Source organism: Bradyrhizobium sp. SSBR45G (genome assembly GCF_030159255.1).
GTDB lineage: Bacteria > Pseudomonadota > Alphaproteobacteria > Rhizobiales > Xanthobacteraceae > Bradyrhizobium.
On the sequence record NZ_BSCT01000030.1, the window covers coordinates 92,405 to 110,420 of the forward strand.

At 64.2% G+C, this 18,016-nt stretch carries 15 protein-coding genes and 3 pseudogenes; 13 read left to right on the plus strand and 5 right to left on the minus strand.

The annotated features are described in order from the left end of the window. Positions 1-19: 19 nt before the first annotated feature. Complete coding sequence (locus tag QQL87_RS27770; protein ID WP_284419618.1) at positions 20-541, plus strand: GNAT family N-acetyltransferase; 522 nt, start codon at positions 20-22, stop codon at positions 539-541. Positions 542-1,077: 536 nt separating this feature from the next. Here QQL87_RS27770 and QQL87_RS27775 read toward each other — a convergent pair. Further along, on the minus strand, positions 1,078-1,320 hold the full coding sequence (locus tag QQL87_RS27775) for a DUF3551 domain-containing protein (protein WP_284419619.1): 243 nt from the start codon (positions 1,318-1,320) through the stop codon (positions 1,078-1,080). 275 nt (positions 1,321-1,595) lie between these two features. Between QQL87_RS27775 and QQL87_RS27780 the strand changes: the two are divergent. The 6 genes and pseudogenes from QQL87_RS27780 to QQL87_RS27805 all read left to right on the plus strand — a co-directional run bounded on the left by QQL87_RS27780 (position 1,596) and on the right by QQL87_RS27805 (position 8,284). Then, positions 1,596-2,677 (plus strand): annotated as a pseudogene (locus QQL87_RS27780) (YihY/virulence factor BrkB family protein). A gap of 164 nt (positions 2,678-2,841) precedes the next feature. Continuing rightward, complete coding sequence (locus QQL87_RS27785; protein ID WP_284419620.1) at positions 2,842-4,362, plus strand: ATPase domain-containing protein; 1,521 nt, start codon at positions 2,842-2,844, stop codon at positions 4,360-4,362. Further along, positions 4,352-6,046 carry an ATP-binding protein gene (locus tag QQL87_RS27790; RefSeq protein ID WP_284419622.1) on the plus strand — a complete coding sequence of 565 codons (1,695 nt, stop codon included), beginning with the start codon at positions 4,352-4,354 and terminating at the stop codon, positions 6,044-6,046. Before QQL87_RS27785 ends, QQL87_RS27790 begins: the two co-directional genes overlap by 11 nt. A gap of 165 nt (positions 6,047-6,211) precedes the next feature. Then, positions 6,212-6,682 carry a DoxX family protein gene (locus QQL87_RS27795; protein WP_284419623.1) on the plus strand — a complete coding sequence of 157 codons (471 nt, stop codon included), beginning with the start codon at positions 6,212-6,214 and terminating at the stop codon, positions 6,680-6,682. 204 nt (positions 6,683-6,886) lie between these two features. Beyond that, the gene (locus QQL87_RS27800; protein ID WP_284419624.1) at positions 6,887-7,438 is read left to right on the plus strand and encodes a P-loop NTPase family protein; all 552 of its coding nucleotides are present in this window, start codon (positions 6,887-6,889) and stop codon (positions 7,436-7,438) included. A gap of 95 nt (positions 7,439-7,533) precedes the next feature. After that, positions 7,534-8,284: pseudogene (locus QQL87_RS27805) on the plus strand (DUF899 domain-containing protein). 81 nt (positions 8,285-8,365) lie between these two features. Here the strand turns inward: QQL87_RS27805 and QQL87_RS27810 are convergent. Next, entirely contained in the window at positions 8,366-9,136 is a 771-nt protein-coding gene (locus QQL87_RS27810; protein WP_284419625.1) for a serine acetyltransferase domain-containing protein, read from the minus strand. Between the two features lie 185 nt (positions 9,137-9,321). On the opposite strand from QQL87_RS27810, the gene QQL87_RS27815 reads away from it, so the two are divergent. From QQL87_RS27815 to QQL87_RS27830, 4 genes are all read left to right on the plus strand, one after another. Continuing rightward, the gene (locus QQL87_RS27815; protein WP_284419626.1) at positions 9,322-10,089 is read left to right on the plus strand and encodes a class I SAM-dependent methyltransferase; all 768 of its coding nucleotides are present in this window, start codon (positions 9,322-9,324) and stop codon (positions 10,087-10,089) included. 318 nt (positions 10,090-10,407) lie between these two features. Then, positions 10,408-11,232 carry a phytanoyl-CoA dioxygenase family protein gene (locus QQL87_RS27820; RefSeq protein WP_284419628.1) on the plus strand — a complete coding sequence of 275 codons (825 nt, stop codon included), beginning with the start codon at positions 10,408-10,410 and terminating at the stop codon, positions 11,230-11,232. 276 nt (positions 11,233-11,508) lie between these two features. Further along, the gene (locus QQL87_RS27825) at positions 11,509-12,603 is read left to right on the plus strand and encodes a serine hydrolase domain-containing protein (RefSeq protein WP_284419630.1); all 1,095 of its coding nucleotides are present in this window, start codon (positions 11,509-11,511) and stop codon (positions 12,601-12,603) included. Positions 12,604-12,662: 59 nt separating this feature from the next. Beyond that, complete coding sequence (locus QQL87_RS27830) at positions 12,663-13,097, plus strand: GNAT family N-acetyltransferase (protein ID WP_284419632.1); 435 nt, start codon at positions 12,663-12,665, stop codon at positions 13,095-13,097. A gap of 98 nt (positions 13,098-13,195) precedes the next feature. Here QQL87_RS27830 and QQL87_RS27835 read toward each other — a convergent pair whose 3' ends face one another. Beyond that, the gene (locus QQL87_RS27835; RefSeq protein ID WP_284419633.1) at positions 13,196-14,071 is read right to left on the minus strand and encodes an EamA family transporter; all 876 of its coding nucleotides are present in this window, start codon (positions 14,069-14,071) and stop codon (positions 13,196-13,198) included. Positions 14,072-14,647: 576 nt separating this feature from the next. Here QQL87_RS27835 and QQL87_RS27840 point away from each other — a divergent pair. Together QQL87_RS27840 and QQL87_RS27845 are read left to right on the plus strand one after the other, a co-directional pair. Beyond that, positions 14,648-15,901 (plus strand): argininosuccinate synthase-related protein, encoded by a 1,254-nt coding sequence (locus QQL87_RS27840; protein WP_284419635.1) that lies wholly within the window; start codon positions 14,648-14,650, stop codon positions 15,899-15,901. Further along, the gene (locus QQL87_RS27845) at positions 15,901-16,635 is read left to right on the plus strand and encodes a 2OG-Fe dioxygenase family protein (protein ID WP_284419636.1); all 735 of its coding nucleotides are present in this window, start codon (positions 15,901-15,903) and stop codon (positions 16,633-16,635) included. The genes QQL87_RS27840 and QQL87_RS27845 overlap by 1 nt, the downstream gene beginning before the upstream one ends. 125 nt (positions 16,636-16,760) lie before the next feature. Here the strand turns inward: QQL87_RS27845 and QQL87_RS27850 are convergent, their stop codons facing one another. Together QQL87_RS27850 and QQL87_RS27855 are read right to left on the minus strand one after the other, a co-directional pair. Continuing rightward, a complete protein-coding gene (locus tag QQL87_RS27850; protein ID WP_284419637.1) occupies positions 16,761-17,219 on the minus strand; it encodes a GNAT family N-acetyltransferase in 459 nt (152 codons plus the stop codon). Positions 17,220-17,368: 149 nt separating this feature from the next. After that, positions 17,369-17,623 (minus strand): annotated as a pseudogene (locus tag QQL87_RS27855) (LysE family translocator); the annotation flags it as partial. Positions 17,624-18,016: the final 393 nt, after the last annotated feature.

An 18,016-nucleotide genomic window follows, 5' to 3' on the forward strand; every position in this document is an offset into this window, starting at 1 on the left:
CCGCAGGCTCCCTCATTGCATGAATGACGAACGTCCCACGGCCGGCGCGCCTGGCTGGCGCGCGATGCGCCCGGACGATCTCGCAGCGGTCGATGCCGTGGCGGCGCGCGTGCACCCGGACTTTCCCGAGGATGCGGCCGTGTTCGCCGAGCGCCTGCGTCTTTATCCGCAGGGTTGCCGCGTGCTGGCTGCTGCCGATGGTGAGGTGGTCGGGTATGTCGTCAGCCATCCCTGGCATGGCGGCCAGCCGCCGGCTTTGAATGTCCTGATCGGCAGCATTCCCGCGCCGGCCTCGACCTACTACATCCACGACCTTGCTTTGCGTCCGGAGGTCCGCGGCAGTGGCGCGGCGTCCCGGATCGTCGACGCCTTGATCGGCCATGCGCGCACACGCGGCCTCACATCGCTCTCGCTCACCGCCGTCAACGGCTCTGTTGCGTTCTGGCGGAAGCAGGGATTTGTCGTCGTGGCACCTCGCGTCGACGGCACCATGAGTAGCTACGGCGAGGATGCGCGGCAGATGCGGCTTGATCTCGCCTGAACCGGCCGCCGGATCCGAAAGGGGCATCACGACGGAAGCGGCCCGGTCGTCGACCGGGCCAGGGTCTCGTGAGCAACCTATTCCGGCGCGGTCGTGCCGTTGGCGAACGGCACCGGGGTTTTTCCGATCATCCGGGTTAAGCCGTGCGATGTCTCATCGTCGAAGCCATCTCAGCGCAGGCCGAAGAATGACAAGACGGCAACGATCACCACGATCAAGCCTACCAGATAAATTAGTCCGTTCATGATGTCCTCCTCCATGTGAGACGCTCGGCCGTATAAGTGACGGCGGCGTACAATGTTCCGTGCCTCAGGCGGTGAGCCGTGGTGGAGGAGCGATGCTGCGGAGCGCCATAGAGGTGCCGCTTGCCGGACCAGTGACCGGACACGACGTCGAACCGCGGCGTCTCGTGCCGCACGCATCATCCGGCTTGGCGGCAGCTCATCAGCTGCCGCCGCTGTTGCATCACGGGATAACCGATATCAGTCGCAACGGCCCGAAGCGGTCGCCACCTTGGCGGCCATCGTCGAACGTCGCTAGCGGGGATAGTAGCCGCGCTGGCGTGCAAAGGCGTAGGCCGGGTTGATGCCACAACCGGCATCCGTGCCGGAGGCGGACGCCTGGCACTGCTGATAGGTGGAGAATTGGCAATTGCCCGGATAGCCCCAGATCCTGCCCTGCAGGCAGAACCGATCTTGTGCCGCGGACGCGGGCGAGATCGCGGCAAAGCCGGCGAGGACGGCGGTGGCGGACAGTGAAGCAAAGAGCAGGCGGCGCATGCGTTTATCCCTTGTTGAAAGACATCGTTGCAACGCGGGGGCGCGCAGGCCCGTTCCTCGCGTGCAACATTAACTGTTGTGTCGGCGCCACGCCGATGCGTTCATTCGCAGGCGAGTATATCGCCCGTCGTCCTGGTCCGGGCGAGTTTTCGGAACATTCGCGGAGACCTTCGGTTGCCTCCCGCGGCAACAAACGGATACGCGCGATGTTCGGTCGATCCAGGAACTCGGATGCTGCATCTCGGGATGCGGCGGGCCTGTCCGGCGCGGGCCGCATGCGCGGGTCCGGCACCGGCGGCATGCTCGCGCTGTTGGGACTCGCGGTGCTGATCCAATATCTCGACCGCCCCGAACGGAGTGGAGGGCAGGGGACGCGCGCTTCCGAGGATGGTCATGGCCGGCTGGCCGGCTCGCCGTCCGAGAGTCCGGCGCGCGGATGGAAGGATGTGCTGTATCGCCTCTACGAGAATGTCGGCGAGCACCGCATCGTCACGAGAATGTCGGCGAGCACCGCATCGTCGCGCTCGCCGCCGGCATGACCTTCTACACGCTGCTGGCGATCTTCCCGGCGCTCGCCGCGCTGGTCGCGATCTACGGACTGTTCTCGGATCCCGCCAGGATCACGGGGCAGGTCGAGCAGCTGCAGGGCCTGCTGCCGGGCGGGGCCATCGAGATCGCCCGCGACCAGCTTACGCGGGTCTCGGCGAATGGCAGCCAGGCGCTGGGCGTGACCTTTCTCGTCAGCCTGGCGATCTCGCTGTGGAGCGCCAATGCTGCGATGAAGTCGCTGTTCGATACGCTCAACGTGGTCTATCGCGAGCGGGAGACGCGCGGCTTCATCAGGCTGAACGCGGTGTCGCTGCTGTTCACCGGCGGCGCGATCCTGTTCGCGCTGCTGGCCATCGCCGCGATCGTCGTCGTGCCGGTGCTCCTGACCTATCTCGGACTCTCCGACGCCGCGGATCTGCTGCTGCGCATCGGCCGCTGGCCCGCGATCTTCGTCTGCGTCGCGCTGGGGCTGGCGTTGATCTATCGCTACGGCCCCGACCGTGAGGAGCCGAAATGGCGCTGGATCAGCTGGGGCAGCGCGCTCGCTGCCGCGCTGTGGCTCGCCGGCTCGGCGCTGTTCTCATGGTACGCCGCCAATTTCGGCAGCTTCAACGCAACCTACGGCTCGCTCGGCGCTGTGATCGGCTTCATGACCTGGATCTGGATCTCCGCGATCGTGATCCTGATCGGCGCCGAGCTCGATGCCGAGCTGGAGCATCAGACCCTGCGCGACACCACGACAGGCGGAGACAAGCCGCTCGGGACGCGCGGTGCCACCATGGCCGACGCGGTAGCGCCGTCGAGCTGATCTTGCCGTCGGTCGCCACAGGTCTTTCGTTGACGGCCGGGTTCCATGGGAACCCGATGCGGTTTCTCCGTGTTCGTTGTCTGACGCCGCAACGTCCGCCGGCCCTGCTGCGTCGGCGAACGGCGCATTGCCCTTTGCCTCAATTCATCATGTCGGAGCATTTGATGACGGAGCGCGTTGACGGCAGGCAGGGTGGCGCGAGGCATGTCCCGCGCATCTCCACCGGAAGCGAGGGACTCGACGACATCCTCGGTGGCGGCTTGGATGCCAATCGGCTGTATCTCTACGAGGGGAAGCCGGGGACCGGAAAGACCACGATCGCACTGCAGTTTCTGCTCAAGGGCAGGAGCCTTGGTGAGCGTGTGCTCTACATCACCCTGTCGGAGACGAAGCGCGAGCTCGAACTCGTCGCCGAGCGGCACGGCTGGTCGCTGGCCGGCGTTGATGTGTTCGAGCTGGTGCCTCCCGAAACGACGCTCGATCCGGAGCGGGAGCTCACGGTGTTTCATCCAGCGGAGGTTGAGCTCAGCGAGACCACCGGCCTGATGTTCAAGGAGGTCGAGCGCATCGATCCCGCCCGCGTCGTGATCGACAGCCTGTCCGAGCTCCGGCTGCTGGCGCAGAGCCCGTTGCGCTATCGCCGCCAGGTGCTGGCACTGAAGCACTTCTTCGCCAAACGCAACTGCACGGTCATCCTGCTCGACGACCTCTCGTCGACGCAGGACGACCTGCAGCTCCACTCGGTTGCGCACGGCGTTGTCATGCTCGAGCAGCTGGCGATCCAGTATGGCGCCGAGCGCCGCCGGCTGCGCGTGATCAAGATGCGCGGCATCGCGTTTCGCGGCGGCTTCCACGATTTCACGATCGCCGAAGGCGGTTTGAGGATCTTTCCGCGCTTGGTCGCGTCGGAGCATCACCGCTCATTCCTCGGCGAGTTTACCTCGAGCGGCAACGCCGAGCTCGACCAGCTGCTGGGCGGAGGGCTCGAGCGCGGCACCAACGCGCTCCTCATTGGTGCGGCGGGTGTCGGCAAATCCTCGATCGCGCTGACCTACGCCATCGCGGCGGCACGGCGTGGTGAGCACGCCGTGTTCTTCGCGTTCGACGAGGGCCGCGGCACCGTGGAGGCGCGGGCGCGCACGCTGGGCCTACCGCTCGAACGCTACATCGAGTCCGGTCGGCTCCGGTTTCAGCAGATCGATCCCGCCGAATTGTCGCCGGGAGAGTTCGGCGCCATCGTGCGGCGCAGTGTGGAGCATGACAATGCCCGTGTCATCGTCATCGACAGTCTCAACGGCTATCTCAACGCGATGCCGGACGATCGCTTTCTCATCCTGCAGATGCACGAGCTGCTGAGCTATCTCGGGCAGCAGGGCGTGCTGACCGTCCTGGTGCTGGCGCAGAACGGCCTGGTCGGACCGATGGATACGCCGCTGGACATCAGCTATCTCAGCGACGCGGTGCTGATGCTGCGCTATTTCGAAGTGGCGGGCACCGTGCGTCGCGCGCTGTCTGTGGTCAAGAAACGCAGCGGCCGCCACGAGCACACGATCCGCGAGTTTCGCCTGAGCGGCTCCGGAATCACCGTTGGTCCGCCGCTGACCGAATTCAGCGGCATCTTCCTGGGCAATCCGCGCTTTTCCGGCGCCGGCATCGCCGAGATGAGTACGGAACATGAGCACTGAGTCCGATCAGCGCGTGCTTGTATTCGCGCCGATCGGGCGCGACGGTCCGGCATCTGCGGAGCTGCTGCGGAGCACCAGGCTCGACACGCAGGTCTGTTCCAGCCTGGCGGAACTGATCTCCGAGCTGAGCTCCGGCGTCGGCGCGGTCGTCGTGGCGGAGGAGGGCCTGTTCGCAAAGGACACCGCCCCGCTCATGCAATGGGTCGAGCGGCAGCCAGCCTGGTCCGACCTGCCGTTCATCGTGCTGACGAGCCACCGTGAGCAGCCCGCCGTCGTCGCTTGGCGGCGCAATCTCGTGCGCGCGTTGCGCAACGTCTCGCTGTTGGAGCGCCCGATCCAGCCGATCACGCTGATGAGCGCTGTGCAATCGGCGATGCGGGCGCGGCGCCGCCAATATGAAATCCGCGCCCTGATCCAGGCGCGCGAGCAGGCCGCGCACCAGCTCGAGCGGCTGGTGGAGGAGCGGACGCGGGCGCTCGCGGAATCCAACGAGCATCTTCGTCTCGAGATGGCCGAGCGCGCGCGGGTCGAGGAAACGCTGCGCCAGGCCCAGAAGATCGAGGCGATCGGCCGGCTGACGGGCGGCGTCGCGCATGATTTCAACAATCTGCTGATGGTGATTTCCGGCGGTTTGGACATGCTGGACCGTCAGGCCGATCCGGTGCGGCGCCGCCGCCTGATGGACGGCATGATTCAGGCGGCGCAGCGCGGCGCCAGCCTGACACGGCAGCTGCTGGCGTTCTCGCGCCGGCAGGAGCTGCGGCCCGAGCCGGTCGACATCGCCCGGCAGATCGGCGGCATGCGTGAGCTGCTTGATCGTAGCCTGCGCGGCGACGTCCACGTGCAATTCGATTTTCGCGATGCGCTCTGGCCCGTCGAGGCCGATCCTGGCGAACTCGAACTCGTGATTCTCAATCTCGCCGTCAATGCGCGTGACGCGATGCCGAGCGGCGGCACCATTTTGGTGCGCGGAGAGAACCTGCCGAACTGGCGAGATGACGAGGTCGCCGGCGACTATGTCCGGCTGTCGGTGATCGACACTGGAATCGGGATGACGGAGGAGGTCCGCGCGCGCGTGTTCGAGCCGTTCTTCACCACGAAGGATGTCGGCAAGGGCTCGGGCCTCGGGCTGGCCCAGGTCTACGGTTTCGTCAAGCAGTCGCGCGGCACCGTCTGCATCGACTCGGAGCCCGGTCGCGGCACCACGATCGCGCTGTACCTTCCGAAATCCGCGCGCGCCGCGCCGGTGAAGCAGCAGCATCTCATCGACCTCCATCGCCCGCGACCCCGCCACGGAGAGGGACGTATTCTGATGGTCGAGGACGACGACGAGGTGGCTGCGCTGGTGAGTGAAATGCTGCGACAGCTGGGCTACGAGGTCACGCGCGCATCGAGCGCGGTCGCGGCGCTGGGCGCGCTGGCGGATGGACGCACGGTTGATCTGGTGTTTTCCGATGTCATGATGCCCGGCGGCATGAACGGGGTCGAGCTCGCGCGCGAAATCCAGAGACGACGGGGCGATATGCCGATTCTGCTGACGAGCGGCTATTCCGGAGCGGCGGTGCACGCTGCGAAGGAGGCGGGGGTGCGCATTCTCTCCAAGCCCTATCGCATCGACGAGCTGGCCGTCGCAATCGACGCGGCCAAGGCCGAAAGCGGGTTGCCGCAGGCGCGCAGCTCGTAAGACGAGCAATCATCGCTGCGCCGGGCTGCAGCACGCGAGATCGATCCGCTCCGTCGCACGCATGCAACTCAGTCCTGCGTTTTTCACCGACCGGGATTTGATTTGTCGCAACGGTGGCAGCTGCTTTCGCTGGAATACTGGTCACCAGCAGAAAGGAGTTGAGTCATGTGGCTCACCAAGGACGACTTCCGCATCAAGGCGGAGAATTTTGATCTCTCGAACGGCCTGAACATTCTTCGCATCATTTGCGGTTTGTTTCTGTTTCCTCATGTTGCCGGAAAATTCGCAGCCGGAGCGGTGTCGGCGGCGACTGCGGGCTTCTTCGCCAAGGCCGGCTTCCATCCGCCGGAGGTCTGGGTCGTGATCGCGGCGGCGTCCGAAACCGCGGCCGGCATCGCTTTGGTGCTGGGCATCTGCACCCGCTTTGCCGCGCTCGGCGCCACGGCGCTGCTGCTGTTCGCCGTCTATGCGCTGCAGGTCGTGAAGGGTTTTGGCTGGACCTGGAACACCGGCGGCTATGAGTACCCGGTGTTCTGGGCGATCACCTCGCTGGCGGTGGCGATCGAGGCTTGGAAGGTGCATCTTGCCAAGGCCAAGCCGCGCGTCGGCGCCGTGCCGGCGAGCGCTGCGGCCTGACCAACGGCCGCGCATGGCAGCGGCCGGTTGCGAAAACCTATGGTGAAGAAGGAGAGCCGCCCCCGGGGCGGCTTTTGCTTTGCGGGCGGTCATGCTGAGCGTCCTGGCCAACCGGCATCCCGGCGCGGCGATGGCGCGATTGGCAACCGCCCGTCATGAGGCTATGGCCATGCGTGGCAGCCACCTGGGCCGGGACCTCCTCTCATGACGCCGACGTGTCGCATCCACATCACCGGCGCGTCCGGCTCGGGCACCACGACGCTCGGCCGCGCCGTCGCCACGGCGCTTGCCATTCCGCATCACGACACCGACGACTATCTCTGGCAGCCGACCGAGCCGCCTTACGTCGAGCTGCGCCCGCCCGAGCTGCGGCTGCGCCTGATGCACGAGATGTTCATCGCCCGCGGAAAATGGGTGCTGAGCGGATCGCTGCAGGGCTGGGGCGATCCGCTGATTCCCTGCTTCGACCTCGTCGTCTTCCTGACCACCGCGCGTGAGCTCCGGGTGCAGCGGCTGCGCGCCCGCGAGGCCACGCGCTATGGCCACGACGCGGTGGCGCCCGGCGGCGCGCGGCATCGGGACATGGAAGAGTTCATCGGCTGGGCCGCGGCCTATGATGAGGGCATGGTCAGCCGCACGCTGGCGAAGCATCAGGCCTGGCTTGCCGCGCTGCCCTGTCCCGTGCTGTGCCTGGATGGCGGCGGTGTGCTGGCTGAGCTCGCGGCGCGTGTCGTGTCCGTAACGCGGGCGCAGTGACCCGGCGCAGCCGGCTGCTGGAAGAAAGTTCGAGACCGATGTCGGATGGCGCAAGGGCCGGTCGTCCTTGAAGGAGGCCATGGAGGACCGACGGAATGACAGCCCCAGTGACAGCCCCGAAGATCGTATCGCAGGCCGAATGGATCGAGGCGCATCACGCTCACCTCGCCAAGGAAAAGGCGTTCACCCGGCAGCGCGATGCGCTGGCCGAAGCCCGGCGCGCCCTGCCTTGGACCAGGGTCGAAAAGGACTATCGATTTCAGGCGCCGAACGGATCGGTGACCTTGGCCGATCTGTTCCAGGGACGCAGCCAGCTCATCATCTATCATTTCATGATGGCGCCGGGCGACCCTTACCGCTGTCGAGGCTGCTCGTTCCTGTGTGATCACATCGACGGCGCGAACCAGCATCTCCGGCATCACGACGTGAGTCTCGTCGTGGTGTCGCGCGCGCCGCTCGCCGAAATCGCGCCGTTCAAGTCGCGCATGGGCTGGAGCTTCGACTGGGTCTCGTCCGAAGGCAGTGATTTCAATGTCGACCATCAGGTCTCGTTCACCGACGAGCAGTTCGCCTCAGGAACGGCCGTCTACAATTTCGTCCCTCTGGCCAGACGGTCGGTGGAGCTTCCTGGCCTGACGGTGTTCACCAGGACCGGCGCCGGCGACATCTTTCGCACCTTTCAGGTCCGTTCCCGTGGCGGCGACCCGCTGATCGGCGCCTACCACTATCTCGACCTCACGCCCAACGGGCGCAACGAGACCGGACGCGGCAACATGTCCGACTGGGGTGAGACTGCACGACGAATATGAAGCGAGCAGCGGGCGAAGCTGTCACTGCGGAAACTAGGGCTCAATGCGGAGGGCGGATCAGCGACGCGCGATCCGCCGGTCCCGTCCGCGCAAGGGTTCGCGGTGCTCTCGTGTTACGTCATGCCCCGGCCGGCAACGGCTGCCCCGGGCAGTTCGTCAGCCGCGTCGGCGTGCCCACCGCGGTGCAGCCGGCCGGCACATCGGTCGTGACGATGGCGTCGGCGCCGATCTTGGCGTCGTCGCCGATCCTGACATCGCCCAGCACCGTCGCGCCCGACGACAGCAGCACGCCGCGGCCGATCCGCGGGCCGCGCCCGGGCATCGCATCCAGGCGCCCGATCGTGACGTTCTGCATGATGGTCACGTCGTCGCCGATGCTGCTGAAAGCGCCGATGACGATGCCGGTGGCATGATCGAGGAACACGGACGTGCCGATCCGGGCCGAGGGATGGATGCTGACCTGCAGCGACGTCGAGGACTCGGCCTGGAGCAGCAGCGCGAGGTCAGGCTGCCGGTTCGACCACAGCCAATGCGCGAGGCGATAAGCCTGCAGCGCGATGTAGCCCTTGTAGTTCAAGAGCGGCGGCAGCAGCGCCGTCGTCGCCGGATCATGCGCCGCGATCGCGGCGAGATCGGAATACGCAGCGGCGACGAGCGCGGGCGACGTGGTCTGCGCCTCGCGTGCGATGGCGGCGAACCGGGCGCGCGCGGCCGCACCGCTGCCGAGGCGAACCCCGATCTGATGCGCGACGACGCTGCCGAGATCGGGATGTTCGAGGATCGCAGCCGACAAGGCCTGGCCGAAGGCGGGATCGCGGGCCGCAGCGAGCTGCGCCTCGTGCCGGAGCGATGGCCAGAGTTCGGTGCGGGATGCGCGCGTGACGGCCATGGTCCTGGTGTCCGGTTGCAGACTGAGCCGGCAGCATAGCAGATCGCGGCGCGGTTCTGAACCGGACGCCTCCTGTCCGGTCGCAACCGGGCGCCGGCAAGGTTGCCGTTGGCCCGGCCCTTGCGCGCAGTCCGGAGCACAGCTTTACTATGGTGCGTCGCCGACAACAGCAAAGCGGGAAGGCGATGGAGCAGCGCTTCACCTTCGATCAGGTCGCCGATCTCTACGCGCAGTCGCGTCCGCACTACCCCGCGGCTCTGGTCGACGACGTCGTCGCGCTCGCGGCCGTGAAGCCCGGCGATCCCGTTCTCGAGGTCGGCTGCGGTACGGGCCAGGCGACCCGGAGTTTCGCCGCGCGCGGCTTGCGGATCACGGCGATCGATCCCGGGCCGGACATGATCCGCGCCGCCCGGCAGACATTGGCCGGTCTCCACAATGTCGAGCTGCGGGAGTCGACGTTCGAAGCCTGGCCGGAGGATGGCGCAAGGATGCGCCTGATCATCGCCGCGCAATCCTGGCACTGGGTGGCGCCGGAGGTGCGCTTCGCGAAGGCGGCCCGGATGCTGTCGCCGGCCGGGTCGCTTGCGGTGTTCGGGCATGTTCCGGTCGGACTCCCCGCGCCATTGCTGGACAGCTTCCGGGCGATCTGGCCTCCACCGGAAGCCTGGTACCTGCCGAGCGGGCCGTTCAAAGGCTGGTTCGACAGCTCCGGGCTGTTCGAGCCCGTCGTCCACCGTTGCTACCCGTGGACGCGGTCGTACACGGCCGCGAGCTATGTCGATCTCCTGACGACCAGGTCAGACATCCGCATGCTGCCAGCAGCCGTCCGCGACGCGCTGCTCGCCGACATCACCGCCGCGATCGTCGACTTCGGAGGCGAATTCGTGATGGATCATGAAGCCCATCTCTACCTGGCCCGCCGCGTCGACGCTGACGCAGGTGAGGAGCAGTGACGTCCATGCCGCGGGATGTGCAGCACATCCGGGCTACAGACGATCGATTTTCCGGATGCGACATTCGTCCTCACGCCATAGCTATCAACTCGTGATCCCACGACGTGTTGATCACCATCAGCACGGGTGATAACGTCGACGCATGAAGAGCATCTTCTCCATCGCGTCGGTCTTCTTCCTGAACCGTTGAGGCGGCCCCGTCTCGCGGGCGCACGACGCGACGCGGCGACTCACTGCGTCGTCGTTCAGGATCAGACCCCCGGCCAGTGACCGCGCACAGCGCGGAAAGTCGCTTGGCCATGCGATGAGAGAACCTCCATGCCCGACAATCCCATCCCGGCGGCGCAGCCGCCTGCGCTGTCGTCTGCGCAGATCGATCAGTTCATCCGTGACGGCTTCGTCAAGCTCGAGCGCGCGTTCCCGCGCGAGCTTGCCGCGGCCGGGTGCGCCATTCTCTGGCGCGACCTGCCGTGCCGCGCCGATGATCCGGCCTCATGGACGCGCCCGGTCGTCCGGCTCGGCCAATATCATGACGAGCCGTTCAAGCAGGCCGTCAACACGCCGCGTCTCTACGCCGCCTTCGATCAACTGGTCGGCCCCGGACGCTGGCGTCCGCGCCCGGGCCTCGGCACCTTCCCGGTCCGCTTTCCCCATCCCGACGACCCCGGCGATGCCGGCTGGCACGTCGATCTGAGTTTTCCAGGTCCCGACAGCAGTTCGGACGCACGGCCCGGTTTCTCCAATTGGCGCGTCAATTGGCTGTCGCAGGGCCGCGCGCTGCTGATGCTGTTCCTGTTCTCCGACATCGGCGAGCATGATGCGCCGACGCGCATCAAGACCGGCTCGCATCGCGACGTCGCGCGCTATCTGCAGCCGGCCGGCGAGGCGGGGCGCTCCGCGGATGAGTTGAGCCAGTTCTCCGCCGGCCTGGAGCGCCCGCAGGTGCTCGCCACCGGTGCGGCCGGCGACGTCTATCTCTGCCACCCCTTCCTGGCGCATGCGGCGCAGATGCACCGGGGCAGAGCGCCGCGCTTTCTCGCCCAGCCGCCGCTGCATCCAAGCGAGCCGTTGCGGCTCGATCGGGCGGATGCGGCCTATTCGCCCGTCGAGATCGCGATCCGCCACGCGCTCGGCAAAGACTGAGGCTCGGGTCGGCGACGCTGATGTCGCCGACTCCCGTCCAGTGCAACGCGGCTTGCGCGTTCGGGCGCCATGCCCGCCCCGTCAGGATCTGCGGCGTCGGCAGAGTGGCGACGCGGCCGGACTGCGGCGGGCAGGGGCTCGCCGGTGAGCTGATGCGCGTTGAGCGCTGTCAGTGCGTCGCCGGTCTGCTATCAATGCAGGATCGTTCGGGCCATGCGGGATCTTCCTGTCATGCCAAACCGTCGTCAGGTCCTGTCAGGATTGGGAGCCGCGGCCGTGTCGTCACAGATTTTGCCCGTTGCGGGACAGCAGGGGTGGGACTTTGCTTCGGCCGCGGATGGCGATGCCTTTGCCGCTGATGTTGCGCGACGGCTCGATCAGGCGCTCGCCGAGCGGCGGCTCTGGAATATCCATGGGCTCATCGTCCTCCGGGATGGAAGGCGCGTCATCGAGCGCTATTTCGACGGCCCGGATCGCGCGCGCGGCGTCGGCGACATCGGCACCGTGACGTTCACGGCGGAGACGCCGCACGATCTGCGCTCCTGCTCGAAGAGCATCGTCGCGCTGCTGTACGGGATTGCGCTCGCGCAAGGCAAGGTGCCGGCACCCGAGGCGCCGCTGCTGGCGGCATTTCCGGAGTATGCCGATCTCGCCAGCCCGGAGCGCGCGCGGCTCACCGTCCAGCATGCGCTGACGATGACGATGGGGACGGACTGGGACGAGAGCAGCCTGCCTTACGGCGATCCGCGCAACAGCGAGATCGCCATGGACAACGCGGCCGACCGCTACCGCTACATCCTGGAGCGGCCGGTGGTCGACATGCCCGGCGCGCACTGGACCTATTGCGGCGGCGCGACGGCGCTGCTGGCGCGGCTGATCGCGAAAGGATCGGGCAAGCCGCTGCACGATTTCGCCCGCGAGCATCTGTTCGATCCGCTCGGCCTCGGCCCGACGCAATGGGCCACCGGATCCGACGGCGAGCCCTTCGCCGCCTCGGGCGCCCGCATGGCGCTGCGCGACTTCGCCAGGATCGGGATGCTGATGCTGTCCGGCGGCCGGGCCGATGGCCGCCAGATCGTCCCCGCTGATTGGATCACGCGTTGCACGACGCCCGCGGTCAGCGCTGACGAGCTGCGCCGCTACGGCTATCAATGGTTTCTCCTCGACATCGGCTTCGGCAAGCCCAGAGGCTGGGCCGTTGGCCGGCTGGAGCGGATGTGGCTGGCGCAGGGCGAAGGCGGCCAGCGCCTCTACATCATCCCCGCGCTGCAGCTGGTCATCGCCGTGACCGCCGGCAACTACGAGCGCGACGACCAGAGCCTCCCGCCGACGCGCATCCTGCGCGAGATCGTGCTGGCGAGCGTGGAGTAAGAGCGGCGGTGCGGTGGAAATCGAGCGCGCTCATCGTGGGTCGGCATTGGGAGACAGAATTGAGCGACATCGTGGAGATCCAAGCCGCAGACCCACTCATGTCGGACGTCTACGCCTTGCGGCGCCGCGTGTTCGTCGTGGAGCAAGGTATCCCGGAGGATATGGAAATCGACGAGCACGATCAGGACGCTGTCCATCTCGCCGCGGTTTCCAATGGTCAAGTGATCGGGACCCTGCGCATCGTGCTCTATGGACGCACCGCGAAAATCGGCAGGATGGCTGTGTCAGCATCATCGCGCAGGCGGGGGCTCGGTCGAGAACTGATGGAGTTCGCCGCGGCCACCGCTCTTCGCCGTGGTGTTGAGGAGATCGTTCTGAGCGCACAGCTGTCGGCGCGCGAATTCTATCACCGGATGGGGTACAGCGAGGAAGGGCCAACTTTCGATGAGGTGGGCCTGATGCATGTATTGATGCGAAAGAACATGAGCCGCTGAGGTTCATGCAAGGCTTGCAATCGTCTCAAGGATCAGCGCTTCGGCGCGCGTGTGCAAGAGTCCTAGGTCAGGGGGATTTCTCGTCATGATTGCGCGACCTATTCGGTTGCGGGTTTTGTCAACGCTATCGGCACTACATGCAAGCCGACCCCCCCGAGAACGAAAGCAGCCGACAGCAGGACCTGGAAACTCAAGTGCTCTCCCAGCAGCAGCGCCGACAGCGCAACACCGAATACGGGGATCAAGAGCGCGACGGGAGAGGTGAACGCTAGCCCAATCGAGGCTATGGCTCGTCCCCACAGAATCTGTGCCACGACGAAGGATGCAATCGCGACATAGGCCACGGCCAACCAACCGGCGAGCGGCGCCTGCGTCAGTGCTTCCGCGACCCGTGGAGCATCCGGCAGCATCAACGTGCGAGCGGCCCATACAGCGGGAAGGCAGATCAATGCGCTCGCGCTCTGCAGACGGATAACTTTCTCTGACGTTTGCTTCAGCGTCAGGTTGGCCATGGCCCAACCCGCGGCCGATAGCAAGCATACGAAACTGGCGACCATTGGTGCCTTGCTTCCGCCGGTGGCCAGCACGCCGACGAGACCCGCTATGCCCAGAACGCTGCCGACAATAGTGGTCGTGCGCACCTCTTCGCCCAATATCAGGCAGCCCAAAGCCAGAGACATGAATACCTGGAACTGGAGTAGCAGCGCCGCGAGGCCCGGTGATAATCCCAGCTGAATGGCAAATGTGGATAGCAGGTATTGTCCGATGCCGGAACCGATTGTGTAGGTCAGCAGCGTGCGCGCAGACACGAGAGGCCAGCCGACAAAGGGGATCAGCGTAGCGATGACCGCAAAGCGCAATGTCGTCAACAGATATGGATCGAAGTAATCAAGAGCAATTCGTACCGCTACGAAATTGCCTCCAAAAAGAACAGTGGCGCCGAATGCTGCTGCATAAGCATTACGTTTGAGCATTACGCGTCTGCACCCGGACAGAAGAAAGGGACGAGCATCGTTGGGTCCGTGCTCGTAACGAGAAGCATGCCCCTGGCAAGAAATTCCGTCAGAGACCTGTTCGTCAAAATGTTGAAACTGTGCATTGCTGCAACCTGTTTGTATTTCGGTCTCGTCTATAAACGGATTCTTGTCGATAGCAAATATTGTGTCTGCCGTATGTCGCGTGCGCGGTTTGCTTTAGAGTTTGTCTCGCATCTCGGACATAGCGGAAAATTTACCTCGGTCCGACTCTGGGATCTAATTTTTGAAGAACGTGCGCTTGCAGTGCAGTGCTTCCTAAAGTAGATGGTCGCGTGCTCGCGGACTAGCCGACGAGAGCTTTGCAACTCATGTGGAGCGACGCTCAAGAACTCTACGGCCCGCTACGACGCTATCCTGTACAACCTTCAAGCTATCTTTCCAAAGGCTCAAAGCTTTTGACGGAGGATGCGTGGGTCTCAGGTTTGGCAAGACTCGATCGGCGAACTTCAGAATCTAGAACGGCATCCTGTTGGGCGGCAGCGGCGCGGCAGGGCAAGACGAAAGACAATCGCCATGACAATCCGAAAGATACGATGTTTCGATGATCTGCACTCCATTCCCGACAAGGGCGCGCCGATTGTAACCTTGTTTAGCGGCGGTCTCGATAGCTCGTATCTGCTGTCCTTCCTATTTGAGGCTGGATTCACGAATGTAACCGCGCTTTGTGTCGATCTCGGTGAGGGAGTCGAAGCTGGGACGCTGGAGACGACAGCGCAGCGATTTGGTGCGGAGCTTCTGATCGAAGACGGCAGGGTAGAGTTTGCTGATCGTTACGTGAAACCGGCACTTAAAGCGCACGCGAAATATCTCGACATATTTCCCGTTAGCTCGTCGCTTGCGCGCCCCTTGATCGCGCAGCGTGCAGTCAGTGCGGCGCTTGAGCGAGATGCAGTAGCCGTGCTGCACACCGCTAACCAGTCGCAAAACAGCCTGCGCCGCCTAAATACGGCAATTGCCGCCGAACTATATTCCGGGCTGTTTGGCAGCCCTTACGAATACAGTGCTCTGTCGCGCGAAGACAAGGCGAGGACGTTGGCACGGTACGGACTCTCCTATTACACTGGTCGAAAGCTAAGCGGTGATGCGAACATCTGGTGCCGGGAGTTCGAGTCGGGACCGTTGGACAATCCCGAAGATTTCAAGTTGCCGGAGGACGCATTTACGTGGTCGCGGCGGCGGGACGGCCTCGCGCCTCGCTCGATCTCGCTTGGGATCGAGCATGGCGAGCTTGTCGAGATCGACGGACAGGCGGTGGCTTTTGCGGACGCGATTGCTCAGCTGAACGAGTTGGTGGGTTCCTACGGCTTTGGCCGGTTTCTCGGACTGGAGCACCTTGACGAAGGTGAAAAAGTTCTTGAGGTTCGCGAAGCCCCGGCGGCGTTCATCTTGATGCAGGCTCTTCGGCATCTGGAAACGGCAACGTTGTCCGCGAACTCCATTATCTTGAAGCAGGCCCTGGAGAGGAGCTGGACGCTCGAAGCCGTAGAAGGACGTTGGAAGTCGGACGTAAAATTAGCCGCGGAAGCAGGCATCCTATCGCTCACGCAACGCGTAACTGGATCAGTTCGCTTCGATATCGATCATCAGTCATGCCTGCCGAGCTCAATTCGCGCTGAGAAGCCTCTTTACATCACTGACCGCGACGCCTGGGAAATTGAGAAGGCCCGGGAACGTGGGACACGCTCGCGCGCCGACTTGCTGCGAAACTATTCGGACGTCGCTCCGGAATTCACCGACCGTCTCCCCGTTATGGAAAGTGTCGCCTGATGTTGGCTGATATGAAAATCGAAGCCGCTGGCTCCCCGCTCGTCGATGCATTGACGAGGACCGGTTACTGGGCGGAACAAGGCCGAAAAAACTTCAAAGACTGGGAGTTTTACGATCCGCACAGCTGGTACGAATTCGCCAGGTGTTGGGATGATCTCCTGCTCGATGAGTACATGCGAGATGGCGGCACGTATCGCTTTCGCCGATATAGCCAGCTTCGCTATGACGCGAACGATGGCACGCTGACTTTGCTCCCCCACGCCCCCTACGAACAGTCGGCGATGGTAAACAAGCTAAACGGAGGCTTCTTGAGATACTTCGAGCCGATAGAACATCGGTTCCTGAATAACGCGTTCTTCCAAGGATTGATGCGCTGGATGGGGAGTAGCTATAGTGCAGCTTCCGATCATAGAGTCTGGAACATCAAGTTGCATCCCTACCGCATTGTCGCAACTGAGGGCGCTGGAGAGCCTAGCCCCGAGGGGTTGCATCGCGACGGTGTAGATTACATTTGCTCCTTCATGGTGCGGAAATGTAACGTCGATGGTGGTGAAACAACCGTCACCGATGCCGAGGAGAACGAGCTGACCCGTGTCACGCTCCAGATGCCCGGCGATATCGTGATCGGTGATGACAACATCACCAAACACGGGGTGAGCCCGATCCACATCATCAACAAGAAGAAGTCCGTCGCCTACCGCGACGTGTTGGTAGTCGCGTTTACTAAAGACTGACCTCCAGCAGCTGTCGAGGGCGACCGCAAGTCCGTTTCCTTCTCGGTCGCCCTCTGCGTCTCTCGTCACGGTCGGGCTGCTGCCCAGGCCGCAGCCGGTGGCGGACGCCTGCAGGCGGAGATTGCTCAATCGGCCAAGTCTAGCGTCATGAACTGATTGTGCGGGCTCGCCTGATAGCTGGCGAACGGCTCGCAGGAGACGAAGCCCGCGCTGCGATAGAGCGCGATGGCGGGAGCATGCAGCTCCGCAGTCCCGGTCTCCAGGCTGAGCCGCATATACTTCCGTGCCCGAGCTTCAGCGACAATGTGCTGCAGAATGGCGCGACCGACGCCGGTCCCCCGTGCAGCGGGGGCGGCGCGCATGGATTTCACTTCGCCATGCGCGTCATCAAGCTGCTTCAATGCACCGAACCCAACGAGCGTCTCGCCCTGCCATGCGGTCCAGAACGTCACGCTCGCTGCGGAAAGGCCGCTGGCGTCGAGTGCTTGCGCATGTTCCCCCATGACGCTCTGCAGTTCGGCCAGATGATGCGCCAACAAATTGGAAACATATGGTGCTGTCGGATCGTCTTTTCGAATTTCCACCGTGTACCTCTGTAGTTCTATGGGCGCTGCCGTGTAGCACGATACGTCGGCACGCGCCCGCAATTTGTCATCATCCATGGTGGCGTTATCGAAACCTGTTGCGTTGAAGTCCGGCCTGGAAGGGTGATTTCGTCAACTTTGCTGGACAACAGCAGATGGGCGGCGCCCGCAAATCGAACGGCGTCGTAGGCGACGGGCACCAGCAGAAACAAGTTGGACGGACCGAAGGCAGCGGCCAGGGCATGGCAATAGGTGCCGGCCTGAATTCCCATCAGTGTTACGAACCCGACGGATCGTCCCTGTGCGACGCTGCGGCTGGCGATCAGCAGCATGTCCGGGCCCGGCGTTGCCGTCAGCGCAAGCGAAGCCAGGGAAAACAGCGCGAGCGTGTGGAGATCAAGCACGTCCGGTTCACTCCGAGTCGTTCATGTCGCAACTTTAACGACAGGCGGCCGGCTTGGCCATTTTGTCCGAAGATTTCTCTTTCGCTTTTCCAGAAAGTGTGCTCTACTCCGTCCATCCTGCTTCGCCACGAGGGGCGTATCGCGATCGTCACGAGACGTGAGGCGGGGAGGCGATGGCCGCCGGTTGCCGAGAGCGTGCTTGCACGTGGACGAACGGCAGCTTGCGGACGTGAAGTCGTGTGGTCCTGGCGCCGCGATGCTGGCGTCAAGTCTTCGGCGGATGATGATCGCTGGGGGCGACGGTGGCTAGACAGCCGTACACCGGGGAGATCACGAAGTAAGCGTGAAGACCATCGCGCAGGGAATGCCGGAGTTCGGCTGAACCTGTGGTGA

Bases quoted from the DNA above. Each gene is read 5' to 3' on its own strand.
- QQL87_RS27770 (WP_284419618.1), top strand. From the start codon at position 20: ATGAATGACGAACGTCCCACGGCCGGCGCGCCTGGCTGGCGCGCGATG.
- QQL87_RS27775 (WP_284419619.1), bottom strand. From the start codon at position 1,320: ATGCGCCGCCTGCTCTTTGCTTCACTGTCCGCCACCGCCGTCCTCGCC.
- QQL87_RS27785 (WP_284419620.1), top strand. From the start codon at position 2,842: ATGACGGAGCGCGTTGACGGCAGGCAGGGTGGCGCGAGGCATGTCCCG.
- QQL87_RS27790 (WP_284419622.1), top strand. From the start codon at position 4,352: ATGAGCACTGAGTCCGATCAGCGCGTGCTTGTATTCGCGCCGATCGGG.
- QQL87_RS27795 (WP_284419623.1), top strand. From the start codon at position 6,212: ATGTGGCTCACCAAGGACGACTTCCGCATCAAGGCGGAGAATTTTGAT.
- QQL87_RS27800 (WP_284419624.1), top strand. From the start codon at position 6,887: ATGACGCCGACGTGTCGCATCCACATCACCGGCGCGTCCGGCTCGGGC.
- QQL87_RS27810 (WP_284419625.1), bottom strand. From the start codon at position 9,136: ATGGCCGTCACGCGCGCATCCCGCACCGAACTCTGGCCATCGCTCCGG.
- QQL87_RS27815 (WP_284419626.1), top strand. From the start codon at position 9,322: ATGGAGCAGCGCTTCACCTTCGATCAGGTCGCCGATCTCTACGCGCAG.
- QQL87_RS27820 (WP_284419628.1), top strand. From the start codon at position 10,408: ATGCCCGACAATCCCATCCCGGCGGCGCAGCCGCCTGCGCTGTCGTCT.
- QQL87_RS27835 (WP_284419633.1), bottom strand. From the start codon at position 14,071: ATGCTCAAACGTAATGCTTATGCAGCAGCATTCGGCGCCACTGTTCTT.
- QQL87_RS27840 (WP_284419635.1), top strand. From the start codon at position 14,648: ATGACAATCCGAAAGATACGATGTTTCGATGATCTGCACTCCATTCCC.
- QQL87_RS27845 (WP_284419636.1), top strand. From the start codon at position 15,901: ATGTTGGCTGATATGAAAATCGAAGCCGCTGGCTCCCCGCTCGTCGAT.